Genomic DNA, 16,572 nt, shown 5'->3' on the forward strand with positions numbered 1-16,572 from the left:
GGCGGATGCAGCATGCAGGCCGCTCCAGAGGGGAAATGGCTGAAACCAACAGCAGAAAACAGAACTGATGTCATGTGAAACTCCCGATTTTTTCCCGATGCGCCGTATCTGGACGCGGTCATTGCCGCGTGCGCTTTTTTTGTCTTCGCGTGCGCCACTGGGGACCACGCGCAGACCTAGTGTAGATCGCAACATTTAGAAAATGCAACAGTGTTTTTCCAACAGAACACGTCATTGAGGGAATGGGTCCAAAACAAAATTTGCAGCTTGCGATACATCAAACTTTGCGACGATATCGCGCCGATAAATGTTCAATTCTTAACAAAAATTCGCGTAGTGACCCATTTCTTGAATTTTTTGACATGGCGATCTCGACAAGTTTAGTGTCCCCTTACCCGACTTCATGCCACCACAAAAACGGCAGGCTATCCGCTCGCCGCCAGGCACGCCGGGGTGGCCATCAGGCATCGCGGCCAGCTCATTCACCATTTCCTTAACCGATACCATGGAGCAGAAATGAATTTACGTTTGACGATAGTTGCCGCATCCATCGCCGCCCTGCCGCTGATGGCCACCACGGCCGATGCCGCCACGCCGCTGCCACACACCCTGATGGCCGCCCCGGTCACCCTGGCCTCTCCACAAGAGAACGCCAGCCTGGTCAACAAGTTGGCCGCGCAGGCGCGCAGCCGCGGCCTGAATACCGAACATGGCTTTGCCGTCGGCGCCCAGCATCCGGGCGTCAGCGGCACGCGTGTGAGCCGCGTACAGCACACCTACAAGGGCTTGCCCGTCTTCGGTTCCGAGACGGTGGTGGTCAGCAACAGCGCCGGCGACATCGTCAGCGAATCCGTGTCGGACCGCGCTTCGGGCCTCGGTAGCGGCGGCATCAATGCCGTCACCCGCAGCGCCACCACCGATATCGACACCACGCCGGCAGTCAGCGCTGCCGCCGCCATCGCCGCCGCAGTGAAAAGCATCGGCGTGCCGGCCGTCGACCACGTGCCGCCGCATGCGCAACTGCTGATCTATCCCGTGATGAAAACCGTGCGCGTGGCTGGCGCCGAGAACAAATCGGAAGCGGCACTGAACGCCCTCGACGTGCAGGACGTGGTCGACCACTACGAGTTGGCCTACCTGGTGCAGACGCGCATGATCAGCGGTAACAAACCCGTCTACTACGATACCATCGTCAGCGCCAAGGACGGCCGCATCCTGCGCCAGTGGAAAGCCCTGAAAACCGTCGCCGGCATCGGCAACAGCCAGTACAACGGCCAGGTGCCGCTCAACACCACGCTCACGGGCAGCACCTACACCATGAAGGACCCCAGCCGCGGCACGGGCGGCAGCTTCGGCGGCATGGCCATCACGAATGCCAACCACGGCACCACCTCGGGCAGCGTGTACAGCAGCACCAGCAATACCTGGGGCGACGGCCAGCAGTACATCAACGGCGGCAGCACCACCAACGCCAATGGCCAGACGGCGGCCGTGAACGCGATGTGGGGCCTGATGAACACCTACGACACGCACAAGAATGTGCTGGGCTGGTCCAGCCTGGACGGCAACAACACGGCCACCCACATCGCCGCCCACGTCAACACGGCTTACGACAACGCCTACTACGACAGCAGCTGCAAGTGCATGTACATCGGCGACGGCGGCAGCTCGTTCAACAACCTCGGTTCCATCGACGTGATCGGCCATGAAATGGGCCACGGCATCACGGACGCCACCTCGGGCCTGATCTACTCGCAGGAATCGGGCGGCTTGAACGAATCGAGCTCGGACATCGCCGGCGAAATGGTGGAAGCGTATGCGCGCGCCGGCGGCACGGGCACCAGCATTCCCAACACGGGCAACGATTGGATGACGGGCAAGGAAATCGCCAAGAATGGCCAGCCACTGCGCTGGCTGTACAAACCGAGCAAGGATGGCAGCAGCCCGAACGCATGGAGCAGCACCATCAAGAACCTCGACGTCCACTACAGCAGCGGCCCGAACAACCGCATGTTCTACTTCCTGTCGCAAGGATCGAACTCCACGTCCAGCAGCGACTACTACAGCTCCTACCTGAACAAAAGCCCGCTGGCCATGACGGGTATCGGCAGCGACAAGGCCTACCGCATCTGGTTCAAGGCATCGACCACCAAGTTCACTTCGTCGACCAACTACGCCGATGCACGCAACAAGGTGCTGCTGGCCGCCGAAGAACTGTATGGCGTGGGCAGCGCCGAGGCGACGGCCGTCAAGCGCGCGTATGCGGCCATCAACGTGGGTGCCGACGTCGATGAAAGCGGCACGGGCGGCGCGGTGAGCATCACCAGCCAGCCGGCCAGCATCACCGTCGCACCGGGCGCCACCGCCTCGTTCGCCGTGGGCGCGGGCGGCGGCACGGCGCCATACACCTACAAGTGGTACCGCAACGGCGCCGTGATCAGCGGCGCCACCTCGCCCGCCTACAGCTTCACGACCGTGGCGGCCGACAGCGGCGCCGTCTTCAAGGCAACGGTGACGGATTCGTCCTCGCCCGCCGTGACGGCCACGTCGAACAACGCCACCCTGACGGTGGGCACCAGCAGCGCCACCGAACGCGTGACGAACGGCGGCTTCGAGTCCGGCGCCACGGGCTGGAGCGGCACCACGGGCGCCATCGGCACCTTCACGGGGCAGACCGCGTACGAAGGCACGCAGTACGCCTGGCTGGGCGGCAATGGCGCCACGGCCAGCGAATCGCTGACGCAAAGCGTGGCCATTCCGGCCGGCGCCACGTCCGCCAACTTGAGCTTCGCGCTGCATATCGACACGGCTGAAACGGGCAATACCGTGTACGACAAGCTGGTCGTCACCGTGAAGAACAGCGCCGGCACGGTGCTTGGTACTCTGGCCACGTATTCGAACGTGAACAAGGCGGCCGGCTACCAGATCCGCACCTTCGACCTGATCGCCTACAAGGGCCAGACCGTACAGATCTCGTTTGCCGCAACCGAGGACGCCTCGCTGCAAACCTCGTTCGTGATCGACAAGGTCAGCCTGATCACCCAGTAAGCGGCTGAACATGCGGGCAAGCCATCGATACAAGGGCTTGCCCGCGCATGCAACACCGCACGATTGATTTTCTGGCAATTCCAGTCTACCCTGCGGCAAATCATTGCCTCTTGCTGCTGCCGGTACCCGCGACGAATTGAACTTTTTTTGGATTGTTCCCGACCGATGCCTACCATGACCGCACGCGCCTTCCTCCCTGGCAGCCTGTCCCTGTCTACTTCCGTCGCCCTGCTCACCTGAGCCGACGATGCAGTTCCACCTCCAGGTGCAGGGCCCGGCCGGCAGCCAGGCACTGGCCGTCGACGCCGCCAGCGAGGCCGAGGCGATCCGCGCGGCCGTGCGCGGCGGCTGGCGCGTGCTGGCCGTCGACGCTGGCGCCACCTCAGACACGGGCGCCGCGCTACGCCCGGGCAAACAGGAACTGCCCCTGCTGCAATTCAGCCAGGAGCTGCTGGCCCTGCTCGAAGCGGGCCTGAACCTGGGCGAGGCCATGGCCACCCTGCACAACAAGGAAACGCGCCCGGGCGCCAAGGCCACCCTGGCCGCCATCGTGCTCACCCTGCAGCAAGGGCAGAGCTTTTCCGACACCTTGGCCGGTTTCCCCGACATCTTCCCCGACATTTACATCGCCACCGTGCATGCGGCCGAACGCTCGGGCAACCTGCCGGAAGCGCTGGCGCGCTTTGTCGGCTACCAGCTGCAGTTCGACGCCATCCGCAAAAAACTCATTTCCGCCGCCATCTACCCGTGCATGCTGCTCGTCGTCGGCGGCCTGGTGACGTTGTTCCTGCTCGGCTACGTGGTGCCGAAGTTCAGCGTCGTCTACGAAAGCTCGGGCCGCGAGATTCCCTGGATGTCGCAGATGCTGCTCGGCTTTGGCCAGACCCTGGCCGCGCATCCGCTGCTGTGTGCCGGCGCGCTGGCCGCCGCGGTCGGCGCCGTGGTCTTTGGCATCGCCAATGCCGGCGCGCGCCAGGCCCTGGTCTTGCGCTTGCTGCGCCTGCCGGTGCTGGCCGGGAAGGCGGCCGAATTTCGCCTGGCCCGCTTCTACCGCGCACTGAGCCTGCTGCTGCACGCCGGCATCCCGCTGCACAAGGCGCTGGCCATGGTGGCCCCCATGCTGCTGCCGGCGCAACAGGAGCAACTGGCGCAGGCGCGCCGCGCGGTGCGGGAAGGCATGCCGTTTTCCACCGCGCTGGAACACGCCGGCATGGCCACGCCGGTGGCGCAATCGCTGCTGAAAGTGGGAGAAAACACGGGCCGCCTGGGCGACATGCTGGAACGCTCGGCCAAGTTCCACGACGAGGAATTCGCCCGCTGGGTGGACTGGGCGTCGCGCCTGCTCGAGCCGCTGCTGATGACCATCATCGGCGTGGTGATCGGCGGCGTGGTGGTGCTGATGTACATGCCGATCTTTGAACTGGCCGGGAGCTTATCTTGAATTTCATGTCATGAACGCACGCGACGAAGAACGCACCGTCCTCGATGCCGCCATGCTGCGCCGGGCCCACGCCAGCGCGCTGGAACAGGGCCGCCCGCAGATGGCCGTGCTGCAGGAAACGGCGGCCCTGCCGCCCGAAGTCTTTTTGCGCCAGCTGGCCGCCCTGTTCCGCTACCCGGCCTGGACGATGGCCGAGCTGCAGGCCGCCTTGCCCGCCTTTGCCCTGCTGCCCTACACGGATTGCGCCCAGCGCGACTGCGTGCTGCTGCAGCCGGGCGCACCCGGCGCGCCGCCCGTGCTCGTCATCGGCAACCCGTTTGCCGAAGACTTGCTGCAATGGGCCGACTTCAGCCTGTCCACGCCCTTCACGGTGGCGCTGGCACACCCGGACGACCTGGCCGCCTATTTGCTGCAGCAGGAAAGCGTGCAGCAGGCGATGCAGGAGATGCAACACGGTGATGATGTGCCGGGACTCGACCAGAGCATCGAAGACATCTCGCTCATTCGCATCAGCGAGGACAGCAGCCCGGTGGTGAAACTGGTGAACTCCACCATCTACGATGCCCTGAAATTCCAGGCCAGCGACATCCACCTCGAATGCGACGTGGCCAGCCTGGTCATCAAGTACCGCGTCGACGGCGTACTGGTGCAGGCGGGCCAGGTGCAGGGGCTCCAGATGGCCGAACAGATCATCTCGCGCATCAAGGTCATGGCCGATCTCGACATCGCCGAGCGGCGCATCCCGCAGGATGGCCGCTTCAAGGTGCGCGTGAAAGGGGCGGAGATCGATTTTCGCGTCTCCATCATGCCCAATATCTTTGGCGAGGACGCCGTGCTGCGCCTGCTGGACCGGCGCGCGCTGACGGAGGCGGCGCAGGCGCTGCGCCTGGAGAGCCTGGGCCTGAACGAGGACGCCATCGAGCAGATCCGCCGTCTGGCGGCCAAGCCGCACGGCATGCTGCTGGTGACGGGGCCCACCGGTTCCGGCAAGACCACCACCCTGTACGCGGCCATCACGGAAATCAATACGGGACGCGACAAGATCGTCACCATCGAAGACCCCGTCGAATACCGATTGCCGCGCGTGCTGCAGATTCCCGTCAATGAAAAAAAGGGACTGACGTTCGCGCGTGGCCTGCGCTCCATCCTGCGCCACGACCCCGACAAGATCATGATCGGCGAGATCCGCGACGACGAAACGGCGCAGATCGCCGTGCAGGCGGCGCTCACGGGTCACCTGGTGTTTACCACCGTGCACGCGAACAACGTCTTTGATGTGGTCGGCCGCTTCCTGCACATGGGCGTGGATGCCTACAGCTTTGCGGCGGCCCTGAACGGTATCGTGGCGCAGCGCCTGTTGCGCCTCAATTGCATCCATTGCGCCGTCGACGCCAGCGCCGAAGTGCTGGCCGATGCGCAGCAATTGCGCGACAGCGGCCTGGCCCTGCACCAGCTGCAGGACTGGCAATTCATGGCAGGCAAGGGCTGCGGCCATTGCCGCGGCACCGGCTACAAGGGCCGCAAGGCCGTCGCCGAGGTGCTGATGCTCAGCGACGCCATGCGCGAAATGATCTGCACGCGCGCGCCACTGAGCCAGATGAAGGAAGAAGCGGCGCGCAACGGTTTTCGCCTGGCGCGCGAAGCGGGCCTGGACCTGGTGCGGCGCGGCGAAACCACTTTAGCGGAGCTCAATCGTGTCACTTATTGAACGCGTTAGCCGCGCCACCGTGTGCCTGTACCTGGCGCCGCACGGCTTGCACGGCGTGCTGCGCCGCGCCGGCCATCCCGTGCCCGACAGCGCCTTCCACCTGCCGATTGCGAACCCCGACGCCAGCTGGCAAGTGGCGCTGGCCGCCCTGCGCGGCTGGCTCGAACAGCACAATGAAAAAACACTGCCGCTGGCCGTCAGCCTGGCCAGCCGCTGGTGCGCCATGCTGGTGGTGCCGTGGAGTGGCGCCCTGCTCGACCGGAGCAGCGCACAGCGCTTCCTGCATAGCCAGTTCGCTGCCGTCTACGGTGATGGCGCGCGCGCCTGGCGCCTGGCTGCCGACGACGCGCCCTATGGCAAGCCGCGCCTGGCCTGCGGCATCGATGCAGCCTTGCTGCAAGGCGTGCAGGATGCGGCGGCAGCGCATGGCCGGCGCTGCCTGTCCATCGAACCCATCGTCGGGCCGGCCTGGCGCAGCATCGCTGGCGGCAAGCCTGCCGGTAGCAAACCTGCCGCCTTCGCCCTGGTGGAAGCGGGACGGCTACTGCTGGCAACGACGAGCAGCGGGCGCATCACGGCCCTGCACAGCCAATCCTGCGCTATCGCCTGGGGCGATGAACTGGATAGCGCGTGGCGGCGCTGGAACCTGCGCACACCGCAGCTCGACGCCATCGGACAGGTGGCGCTGCTCGACTTGAGCGGCGTGCCACAAGCGGAGGTGCCAGAGCGCTTCGTGCCCATCGCCGTGGCCAGCGGCGCCCACCTGATGCGGGAGGCCGCATGGGCCTGAGCCGCCTTGAATTCCTGCCGCCCGGAGCAAGGCAGACCTTCAAGGGCTGGCGCCTGGCCCTGTGCCTGGCGGGCGGCCTGATGCTGCTGCCGGCCGCCGTGTACTGGCTGGTGCAGGCGCAGGAAACGCGGCGCCTGGAAGCCCAGCTGGCGCAGCTGCAGCCAGCGCGCCCCGTGCGCGCCCCTCTCTCGGCAAGCCAGCAGCGCGAACGCGACCTCGAACTGAAACAGGTGGCCGCCGCCGTACGCCAGCTTAACCTGCCCGTCACGCGCCTGGTCAGGACGGTGCAGGCGCCGCGCGACGTGCGCGTGGCCCTGCTGGGACTGGACCTGAACGCGCAGCAGGGACAGGATGGCGCCAGCGTGCTGAAAATCGCCGCCGAAGCGGAAACGCCGCAGGACATGCTCAACTACCTGGCCTTCCTGAACCAGCAGCCCATGTTCAGCTCCGTGTATCTGCTCAAGCACGAGATGCACGCCAACGCGCCGGAACACCCGTATCGTTTTCAGCTGGAGGCGCAATGGCGGCAATAAAACCGGCACTAAAAGCCAGCGCGCCCGTGGCCCGTCCACGCCTGCAGCTGCGCATGCCGCCGCGCCTGCAGTGGAAAGCGCAGCGGCTGTGGCATACGCTGGGCTGGCCTTGCGCCATCGGCGCGGCCTGCCTGGCGCTGGCCGCCTTCGCCGTGCAGCAAGGCGACGCGCTGGCCGCACACCAGCAGCAATTGACGGCGCAACTGGCCGCTGCTGCCAGACAGTCGGCGCTGCCGCCGGCGGCCATCACGCTCGATGCCGATGCCGACAGCCTGGCCGCCTTTCACGCTTACCTGCCCACGCATGACAGCATTCCCGAACAGTTGAAGGCCTTGCTGGAGGTGGCGCAAAAGAGTGGCGTCACCCTGGCCAAGGCCGACTACAAGCCGCAGGAAGACGGTAACACGGCCTTTTTGCGCTACCAGATCACCCTGCCCGTACACGCTGAATACGCGCAGTTGCAAGCCTTTATCGTCGACGCCCTGCAGGTGCTGCCCACCCTGACGCTCGACTCCGTGCTCTTCAAGCGCGAGCAGATCGAAGCGGGCGAGATCGACGCGCGCATCCAGTTCATCCTGCTGGTGAAAAAGGCGGAGGTACGCCGATGAAAAAGGCCGTACTGGGAGCCGCCGCCGTAGCGACCTTGCTGGCCGCCCTCTTCGCGCCCGAGGATGAAGGCAGCATCGTGGGGCCGGCCACAGCCACGCCGCGCCAGGTGGAACGGGTGGCGGTCGCGCCGCTCGCCGCAGTCGCCGCGCCGCAGACCAATCGCGCGCTGGCCATCCATCCGCGCCGGGCGCTGGAGGACGAGGAAGCGGCCACCCTGTTCGCCAAGCAAAGCTGGCAACCGGAGACGCCGAAAAAGATCATGCTCGACCAACAGGCGGCCCGCGCGGCACTCCCCGCCGCCAGCGTCGATGCGAACGCGCCGCCACCGCTGCCCTTTCAATTCCTTGGCCGCTTTGTCGATGAAGGCAAGGCGGCCTACTTCCTGCAGGCGGGCGAACGCAACGTGGTGGCGTGGCCCGGCGACACGCTCGAAGAGCGCTACCGCTTCGACGGCGTGGTGCAGGGCGCCCTGCAATTTACCTATCTGCCGCTCAACCTGAAACAGACACTCGCCGTAGGGGACCTCAATTGAAACGACGCGCCGCACGTATGTCTCGTACTCTCCTCACCCTGCTGCCGATGCTATCCCTGCTGGCCGCCTGTGCCGGCAACCAGGCCTATACCGATGGCCAGGCCATGCTGGGCGCGGGCCGCACGGAACAGGGCCTGGCCCTGCTGGAACAGGCGGCGCAAGCCGAGCCGACCAACGCCAAGTACCGCATCGCCGTCACGAATGGCAGGATGCGCGCGCTGAACAAGCTGAATGGCGCTGCGGAAGCGCTACGCCAGCAGGGCAACCTAGCCGGGGCGCAAGCGCTGTACCGGCAGGCACTGGCGCTGGACGCCAGCAACGACGTGGCGCAGCGGGGCCTGGCCGGCGTGGAGCAGGATGAACGGCACCGCAAGCTGGTGCAGGAAGCGCAGGCCAGCTATCAGCGCGGCGGCGAAGCGAATATCGCCCAGGCGCAGGAAGCCTTGCGCCAGGTGCTGCAGGAACGCCCCGCGCAGCGCGAAGCGCTGGCCCTGAAAAGCCGCATCGGCGACGCGCAGGCCAGCGCCCGGCCGGCCGGCGGCAAGCTCGCGGCCGCCTACCGCAAACCCGTGACGCTGGAATTTCGCGACGCGCCCCTGCGCTCCGTGTTTGACTTTATCAGCAAGGTGTCGGGCCTGAACTTCGTCTTCGACAAGGAAGTCGACCCGGCCCTGCGCGCCACCATTTCCGTGCGCGACACCAGCATCGAAGAAGCGATTGCCATGCTGCTGGGCGCCAACCAGCTGGAACAAAGCGTCACTAGCGACAAGTCGATCACGATTTACCCGAACACGCCGCAAAAGGTGAAGGATTACCAGCAACTCGTGGTACGCACCTTCTTCCTCGCCAATGCGGACGTCAAGACGGTGGCGTTTTCCATCAAGACCCTGCTCAAGGCCAAGGATGTCGTCACCGACGAGCGCCTGGGCATCATCATGCTGCGCGATACGCCGGAAATGGTGCGCATGGCCGAACGCATCATCAACGTGCAGGACCTGGCCGACCCGGAAGTGATGCTGGAAGTCGAGGTGCTGGAAGTCAAGCGCACGCGCCTGATGGAGCTGGGCGTGCGCTGGCCCGACCAGGCCAACCTGACACTGGCTGGCATCGCAGGTAGCACGGGAGGCTTGGGCGGCCTGAAGGTGGCGGACCTGCGCCGCATCAATGGCGACAATATCAACCTGGGCATCGGCGGCGTCACCCTGAACGCCAACAAGACCGATAGCGACAGCAATATCCTCGCCAACCCGCGCATCCGCGTGCGCAACAAGGAAAAGGCCAAGATCCTCATCGGCGACCGCGTGCCCGTGATCACCGTCACGACGAACAACGGCGTCAGTTCCGACAGCGTCAACTACATCGAGGTGGGCCTGAAGCTCGACGTCGAACCGAACGTCTACCTGGACGACGAGGTGGCCATCAAGATCAACCTGGAAGTGTCGAACGTCGTCAAGGAAGTGATCAGCAAGACGGGCACGCAGGCTTACCAGATCGGCACGCGCAGCGCCTCCACCGTGCTGCGCCTGAAGGATGGCGAGACGCAGGTGCTGGCAGGGCTGATCAGCGACGAGGACAGGGGCACGGCCAACAAGGTGCCCGGCGTGGGCGAACTGCCCATGTTGAACCGCCTGTTCGGCAGCCAGAAGGATGACGCCATGCGCAGCGAGATCGTACTGTCGATCACGCCGCGCCTGCTGCGCAGCATCCGCCGCCCGGACCTGCTGACGGCCGAATTCAATTCGGGCACCGAGGCAGCGGTGGGCGGCCGCGCCAGTGTGGGCGGCACGCTTGACGCCATCGCCGCGCCCGAGCAGGCCGCGCCGCGTACCGGCTCGCCCATGACGGGCGGCGACGAAGCGCCCGCCGCCGGCGACAAGGCAGGCAAAGGTGGCCAATGAGGTGGCCAGTGAAACAGCAAGGCTTTACCTTCATCGAGCTGATGATCACCCTGGCCATCATGGCGACCCTGGCCACGGTGGCCGTGCCGATGGCGCAGGTGGCCTTGCAACGGGCGAAGGAGCAGGAATTGCGCAGCGCCCTGATCGAGATACGCGAAGCCATCGATACCTACAAGCGCGCCTCGGACAATGGCCGCATCAAGCTGTCGCTGGGCGCCTCCGGCTATCCGAAAAAACTGGAGGAACTGGTCGAGGGCGTGCCCGACCAGCGCAGTCCCTCGAAGCAGAACATCTATTTTTTGCGCCGCCTGCCGCGCGACCCATTCCAGCCCAGGGAAGAAGGCAGCGCCGCCGACAGCTGGAGCAAGCGCGCCTATGCCTCGCCGCCAGACAATCCCAGCGAAGGCGAGGACGTATTCGACGTCGCCTCGCGCTCGACCAAGGCAGGCCTGAACGGCGTGCCGCTCAATCAATGGTGATCCCCATGCCCTGTTCATCCCCGCGGCGCGGCTTTACCCTGGTCGAATTGCTGGTGGTGCTGGCGATCATCTCGCTGCTGCTGACGATTGCCATTCCCCGCTATTTCGGCTCGGTGGAAAAATCCAAGGAAGTCGCGCTGAAGGAAAACCTGCAAGTGCTCAGGAGTGGTCTCGATAAATACTACGCCGACAAGGGAGAATATCCGGCCGCGCTGGCCGACCTGGTGACCCACCATTACTTCCGCAGCGTGCCGCTGGACCCCGTCACGGAGTCCGCCGCCACCTGGCAGCTGATCCCTTCTCCGAATGGCGAGATCGGCGGCGTGGCCGACGTGCGCAGCGGCGCCAAGGGCAAGACGCGTGAGGGCATCCCCTTTGAGCAGCTCTGATTTTCAACGCCGCGCGCGGGGCTTCGCGTATATCTGGACCCTGATGCTGGTCGCCTTCATGGGTGTCGGTCTGGTGTTGGCCAGCGAATTGCATGCCACGGCCGCGCGGCGCGAGAAGGAACGCGAGCTGCTGTTCATCGGCCATGAATTCCGCAATGCGCTGGGCCGCTACTACGACAGCACGCCGGGCGACGGGCGGCCCCGCTATCCCTTGACCTTGCAGGAGCTACTGCGCGATCCGCGCTTTGCCAACGCCCGGCGGCACTTGCGCCGCCTGTATGCGGACCCCGTCACCGGCAAAGCGGAGTGGGGCCTGCTGCGGCAGGAGGGGCGCATCGTCGGCATCCATTCGCTGTCGCCTCAACTCCCCATCAAGCAGGACAATTTTCTCGACGAAGACGCCAGCCTGCGCCGCAAGCAGCGCTACGCGGACTGGCAATTTACCTATCCGCACGACCTGGTGCTGGCGCCGCCCGATGCCGCCGGCGGCGCGCCGGGACTCAAGCCGAAAGGCGCAAACTGATATCATGCATCCTTTCCGTATCACGCATCGAACAAAGGAGCAGGCATGAGCATAGGTGGCACTTCCATCGAACAGGCATTGGCATCGTTGTCGGACATGACGGGCGGCATGGTCGCCATCGGCAAGGCCGAACATGCGCAACGCATCGCCAGGGCGCAGGCCTTCATGCGCGAACAGGGCATCGCCGCGATCTACCTGAACGCTGGCGCCAACCTCACCTATTTCACGGGTACCAAATGGTATGCCAGCGAACGCATGGTGGGCGCCATCCTGCCGGCCAGCGGCGAGATCGAATACATCGCCCCCGCCTTCGAGGAAAGCACCTTGACGGGCTTCATGCTCATCGAGGGCAAGGTCAATTGCTGGGAAGAACATGAAAGCCCTTACCAGCTGTTCGTCGACGTGCTGACGCGCATGGGGATAGCCCAGGATGCGGCTGCGCCGCCGCGCGTGGGCATCTGCGAAAGCGCCGCCTTCTTCATCTATGACGGCATCCGGCCGCTGGCTCCCGGCTACGCGCTGGAAAATGCGCGCGCCGTCACGGCGTACTGCCGCAGCCGCAAGTCACCGGCGGAAATCGCCCTGATGCAGCGCGTGATGGACATGACCCTGGCCGTGCACGTGGCCACGGCCAGCATGCTGGTCGAAGGCATCACGACCGTGGAAGTGGAAGAATTCATCCAGCGCGCGCACCGCAAGGTGGGTGCGCCCCGCTCGTATTTTTGCATCGTGCTGTTCGGCGAAGCGACGGCCTATCCGCATGGTGTGAATTACGTGCAGACACTGAAGGCGGGCGACACGGTGCTGATCGACACGGGTTGCCAGGTGATGAACTACATCTCCGACATCACGCGCACCTATGTGTTTGGGGCTATCAACGCGCGCCAGCGCAGCGTGTGGAACAGCGAAAAGGCGGCGCAGGCCGCCGCATTCGCCGCCGCGCAGCTGGGCGTCCCCTGCGGCGACGTGGACCGCGCCGCGCGCGTCTCGCTGGAGGCAGACGGCTTCGGCCCAGGCTACAAGCTGCCGGGCCTGCCGCACCGCACGGGCCACGGCATCGGCCTCGATATCCACGAATGGCCTTACCTGGTGGGCAACGACACGACGCCGCTCGACGTGGGCATGTGCTTCTCGAACGAGCCGATGATCTGCATCCCCGGCGAATTCGGCATCCGCCACGAAGACCATTTTTACATGACGGAAAACGGCCCGCGCTGGTTCACCGAACCAGCGCACAGCATCGACGATCCGTTCGGGCTGAAGGTTTAAGCCGCCTTCGTCAACGCCAGCCGCCGTGCCGCTGGCACGGCGGTGATCGCCGGCGTGCTTCCCTGCGCCAGCTTGAACACGGCCAGCGCCGCGCCCAGTTGCACGGCCTGTTCCTGCAGCGATTTGGCGGCCGCCGACGCCTCTTCCACCAGCGCGGAATTTTGCTGCGTCATCTGGTCCATGCTGCCGATGGCCACGCCGATGTCGCCGATGCCGGCGCTCTGCGCCTGGCTTGCGGCGCTGATCTCGGCCATGATGTCGGCCACTTTTTTCACGGAATCGACGATCTGCCCCATGGTCAGCCCCGCCTCGTCGACCAGCTTCGAGCCCACGTTGACTTTGGCCACCGAATCGCCGATCAATTGCTTGATCTCGCGCGCCGCTGCCGCGCTGCGCTGCGCCAGATTGCGCACTTCGGATGCCACCACGGCAAAACCGCGTCCCTGCTCGCCCGCGCGCGCCGCCTCCACGGCCGCATTCAAGGCCAGGATATTCGTCTGGAAAGCGATGCCGTCGATGACGCCGATGATGTCGACAATGCGTTTCGATGAGTCGTTGATCTCGCCCATGGTGGTGACCACCTGGCTGACCACTTGCCCCCCCTTCACGGCCACCGAGGATGCCGACAGCACCAGTGCATGCGCCTGGCCCGCATTGGCGGCGTTGTCGCGCACGGTGTTTGTAAGGCTATCCATGCTGCGCGCCGTCTGATCCAGGCTGCCCGCCTGCGACTCCGTGCGCGCGGCCAGGTCCGCATTGCCTTGCGCGATTTCGGCGCTGGCCACCTGGATGGTTTCGGCGGAAGCCTTGATGCCGGACACCATGCCGGCCAGCCGGCCGCGCATCTCCTTCAGCGCCGCCAGCAGACTGGCCTGGTCGCCCGCCTCCGTCTCGATGTGCATCGAGAGGTCGCCATCGGCCACGGCGCGCGCGATCTGGCGCGCGTATTCGGGTTCTCCGCCCAATTGCTGCCAGATGGCGCGCACGACAAAGTGCGACACGGCCGCCAGGCAAACAATGACGGCCAGCGCCACGGCGATGCTGGTATTGAGCGCATTGCGCACGTTGGCAGCACTGCGTTCTATGCCTTGCTTGAACTGCAATTGCGCTTGTTCGTTGGTCTTGGCCAGGTCCGTATTGAGCACCGCCAGCGCGCCCTGCATGCGGGCCACGGTCGCTTGCGGGTCGCCCTGCTCCATCTCCAGCATGATGCGCGCCGCACTCATGGCCGGCGCATAGTAGGCATCGAACTCCTTCGCCAATTGCATGCCGTGCTCGCGCTGGCCGGGAATAGCGGCAAAGGCGGCCAGCTTGGCGCGCAGCTTGACGGCCTGGCCATCGACTTGCCCGATGCGCTCCTTGTCGCCTTCGCTGACGGCATCGCGCAAGCCGTCGCCGACGGCGGCCACGTCCAGCGTCAGCGACTTGGCCAGGTCGAGCACGGGATAGTCGGTGCTTTCGGTGGCGTGAATGGAATTGAGCGCGGCCGTAGACAGGTAGGCACTGACGGCCAGTCCCAAGCCAAAGATCACGGCCGAGACGACGGGCAGCGCCCATATCTTGCGTTTGATGCTCATTGCTGTCTCCTGATTCTGATGAATTATCGGGCCGCCGCATGGCGCGCGGCCCGAGCCGGCTTTATGGCGCCGTCAGCACTACTTTGACGGTGCCGTCGACGGCACTCTTTTCGATGTAGCCGATGGCTTTCGGATCGGCGGCCACGGCCTTTTTCACGTCGGCGCTATTGGCCACCTCTTTCGGCAAGGTCGCCTTGCCCGTGAAAACCAGCTTGGACCACAGGGCCTTCGCCTGCGATGGTTCCTTGTCCGTCACCTTCTTGTAGAACTCGGCGCGCACGGGGGCGCTTTCCGGCTGGTCGATCGGCGTCATGGCCGTCGATTTGCCGAGGAAAAATTGCGCTACCTGTTCATTCGTCATCGCGCCGGCGGCGCTCTTCGGATTGACCACCACGACCACTTCGGCCATGACCGGCACGCTAATCGACAGCGCCAGCAAGGCAGCCACATTCACAATCAATGGTTTCATGCGGCGCTCCTTAGAAAACGAAATCGATGGCGGCGGCAGCCACCGTGACGGGGCCATGGAAGCCTGGCCTGGATTGCACGAACAGGCCCGGGCCATTCCTCGGCTTGATGCGGTCGATCTGCACTTTCAGCGCGGCCGAACGGTGGAAGTCCCAGCGCACGCCGATGCTGTCCGTCGATTGTTCGAGCTGGTTGCGCATATAGGCGAGGGTGTCGACGCCGGCCGACAGGGCGCGCAGGGTCGGCGTGCAGGCGGCTGGATAGCCGGCAGGGCAAGATGCGGGCACGGTGTTGTTCACGCGGCCATCGGCCTTCAGGCTGGCGTGGCTGTAGTACGGCAGGAAAGCGCCGATGCGGTAGCCCCCCATCACATACCACGACGTGCTGTCGCTGACATAGCTGTCCGTCTTGCGCTTGGCATATTCGGACTGCAGCAGCACATTGTTCCAGTCCAGGCCCAGGCCCACGGACGTGAAGGATGCCTTCTTGTCCTTGACTTCCAGCGCATCAGCCAGAGCGCCCAGTTGGGCGATCCGGTAGCCGCTGCCGGCCGCGCGCAAGCTGCCCATCAAGGTATTCAGGCTGGGCGAATCATTGATCGTCAGCTTGGTCTCGGCGCGGCCGAAACGCACGGTGAAGGGGCCATGTTCGGCCACCACGTTGAGGGCGACGATGGACTTGCCTTCCACCTGCACGGTCGAAGCGGGACCCGTGGCCAGGGTGGCTTTGGTGCGGCCCAGCGCCAGCTGCGTGGTGATGCTGGTGTCGCCCGCGCTGAACTGGTAGGTGCCATCGATGCCGTCGATGCTGTTCAGGGGCACCTGCGAATACATTTCGCCCGGTGGGCGCAGCATGGTATTGGCATAGCCCACGTTACGGTAATCGGAAATCATGAAGACGGGCAGACCCATGCGGCCAACGCGCACACTGAAGCTGTCCGACACCTTGGCCTTGGCGAAGGCCCACGCCAGTTCGGCGCCGAAATCATCCTCGCCATCCTTGCGCGCCAGGCCCTGCACGGTGGCCGACAACCAGGGATTGACGGTGACATTGGCCTGCAGTCCCAGGTTGGAATCGACACCCGTTCGGGCAGTACGACCCGCACCGGCAGCCTGGTTCGGGCGCGCGAACTGCGCGTTGTCGGTATCGGCCACAGTCAGCGCGGCGGTGCCGAAACCGCTGATCTTGACGGTCGGGCCACTGGCGACATCTTCGGCGTAGGCGTGGCTGATGGCCAGGGGTATGGCCATCAGAAAAATCAGGACGTGTTTATTCATAGTAATTAAATACCCGTAGCGGTGAACATTA

Annotated in this window: 15 protein-coding genes; 12 read left to right on the forward strand and 3 right to left on the reverse strand. The window is 64.9% G+C overall.

The features are described 5' to 3' along the window. The first annotated feature begins 516 nt into the window (after positions 1-516). The 12 genes from O0882_RS06040 (at position 517) to O0882_RS06095 (ending at position 13,219) form a co-directional block, all read left to right on the forward strand. The gene (locus O0882_RS06040; RefSeq protein WP_289946127.1) at positions 517-3,048 is read left to right on the forward strand and encodes a M4 family metallopeptidase; all 2,532 of its coding nucleotides are present in this window, start codon (positions 517-519) and stop codon (positions 3,046-3,048) included. A 247-nt stretch (positions 3,049-3,295) separates the two neighbouring features. Continuing rightward, entirely contained in the window at positions 3,296-4,489 is a 1,194-nt protein-coding gene (locus O0882_RS06045; protein ID WP_289946128.1) for a type II secretion system F family protein, read from the forward strand. A 10-nt stretch (positions 4,490-4,499) separates the two neighbouring features. Continuing rightward, positions 4,500-6,197 (forward strand): GspE/PulE family protein, encoded by a 1,698-nt coding sequence (locus O0882_RS06050; protein WP_289946129.1) that lies wholly within the window; start codon positions 4,500-4,502, stop codon positions 6,195-6,197. Beyond that, entirely contained in the window at positions 6,184-6,987 is an 804-nt protein-coding gene (locus tag O0882_RS06055) for a hypothetical protein (protein WP_289946130.1), read from the forward strand. Before O0882_RS06050 ends, O0882_RS06055 begins: the two co-directional genes overlap by 14 nt. Continuing rightward, the gene (locus O0882_RS06060; RefSeq protein ID WP_289946131.1) at positions 6,978-7,520 is read left to right on the forward strand and encodes a hypothetical protein; all 543 of its coding nucleotides are present in this window, start codon (positions 6,978-6,980) and stop codon (positions 7,518-7,520) included. Before O0882_RS06055 ends, O0882_RS06060 begins: the two co-directional genes overlap by 10 nt. Next, positions 7,508-8,128, forward strand: coding sequence for a type 4a pilus biogenesis protein PilO (pilO, locus tag O0882_RS06065; RefSeq protein WP_289946132.1), 621 nt, complete (start codon positions 7,508-7,510; stop codon positions 8,126-8,128). Before O0882_RS06060 ends, pilO begins: the two co-directional genes overlap by 13 nt. Then, positions 8,125-8,661, forward strand: coding sequence for a hypothetical protein (locus O0882_RS06070; RefSeq protein WP_289946133.1), 537 nt, complete (start codon positions 8,125-8,127; stop codon positions 8,659-8,661). Before pilO ends, O0882_RS06070 begins: the two co-directional genes overlap by 4 nt. Before the next feature lie 17 nt (positions 8,662-8,678). Continuing rightward, a complete protein-coding gene (locus O0882_RS06075; protein ID WP_289946134.1) occupies positions 8,679-10,559 on the forward strand; it encodes a secretin and TonB N-terminal domain-containing protein in 1,881 nt (626 codons plus the stop codon). Further along, the gene (locus O0882_RS06080; RefSeq protein ID WP_289946136.1) at positions 10,556-11,038 is read left to right on the forward strand and encodes a type II secretion system protein; all 483 of its coding nucleotides are present in this window, start codon (positions 10,556-10,558) and stop codon (positions 11,036-11,038) included. Before O0882_RS06075 ends, O0882_RS06080 begins: the two co-directional genes overlap by 4 nt. 5 nt (positions 11,039-11,043) lie before the next feature. Beyond that, a complete protein-coding gene (locus O0882_RS06085; protein ID WP_289946138.1) occupies positions 11,044-11,427 on the forward strand; it encodes a type II secretion system protein in 384 nt (127 codons plus the stop codon). Then, positions 11,414-11,950 carry a type II secretion system protein gene (locus tag O0882_RS06090; RefSeq protein WP_289946139.1) on the forward strand — a complete coding sequence of 179 codons (537 nt, stop codon included), beginning with the start codon at positions 11,414-11,416 and terminating at the stop codon, positions 11,948-11,950. Before O0882_RS06085 ends, O0882_RS06090 begins: the two co-directional genes overlap by 14 nt. A 45-nt stretch (positions 11,951-11,995) precedes the next feature. Beyond that, positions 11,996-13,219: a Xaa-Pro peptidase family protein gene (locus O0882_RS06095; protein ID WP_289946141.1), complete on the forward strand. Its 1,224-nt coding sequence runs from the start codon at positions 11,996-11,998 to the stop codon at positions 13,217-13,219. On the opposite strand, the gene O0882_RS06100 is transcribed toward O0882_RS06095, so the two are convergent. From O0882_RS06100 to O0882_RS06110, 3 genes are all read right to left on the reverse strand, one after another. Next, positions 13,216-14,796: a methyl-accepting chemotaxis protein gene (locus O0882_RS06100; RefSeq protein WP_289946142.1), complete on the reverse strand. Its 1,581-nt coding sequence runs from the start codon at positions 14,794-14,796 to the stop codon at positions 13,216-13,218. The genes O0882_RS06095 and O0882_RS06100 overlap by 4 nt on opposite strands. 61 nt (positions 14,797-14,857) lie before the next feature. Beyond that, positions 14,858-15,265: a hypothetical protein gene (locus O0882_RS06105; protein ID WP_289946144.1), complete on the reverse strand. Its 408-nt coding sequence runs from the start codon at positions 15,263-15,265 to the stop codon at positions 14,858-14,860. Positions 15,266-15,275: 10 nt separating this feature from the next. Beyond that, positions 15,276-16,541: a hypothetical protein gene (locus O0882_RS06110; protein ID WP_289946146.1), complete on the reverse strand. Its 1,266-nt coding sequence runs from the start codon at positions 16,539-16,541 to the stop codon at positions 15,276-15,278. Between the last annotated feature and the right edge of the window lie 31 nt (positions 16,542-16,572).

Origin of the sequence: Janthinobacterium sp. SUN073 (assembly GCF_030397665.1) — a bacterium.
In the GTDB taxonomy this organism is placed as follows: domain Bacteria; phylum Pseudomonadota; class Gammaproteobacteria; order Burkholderiales; family Burkholderiaceae_D; genus Janthinobacterium.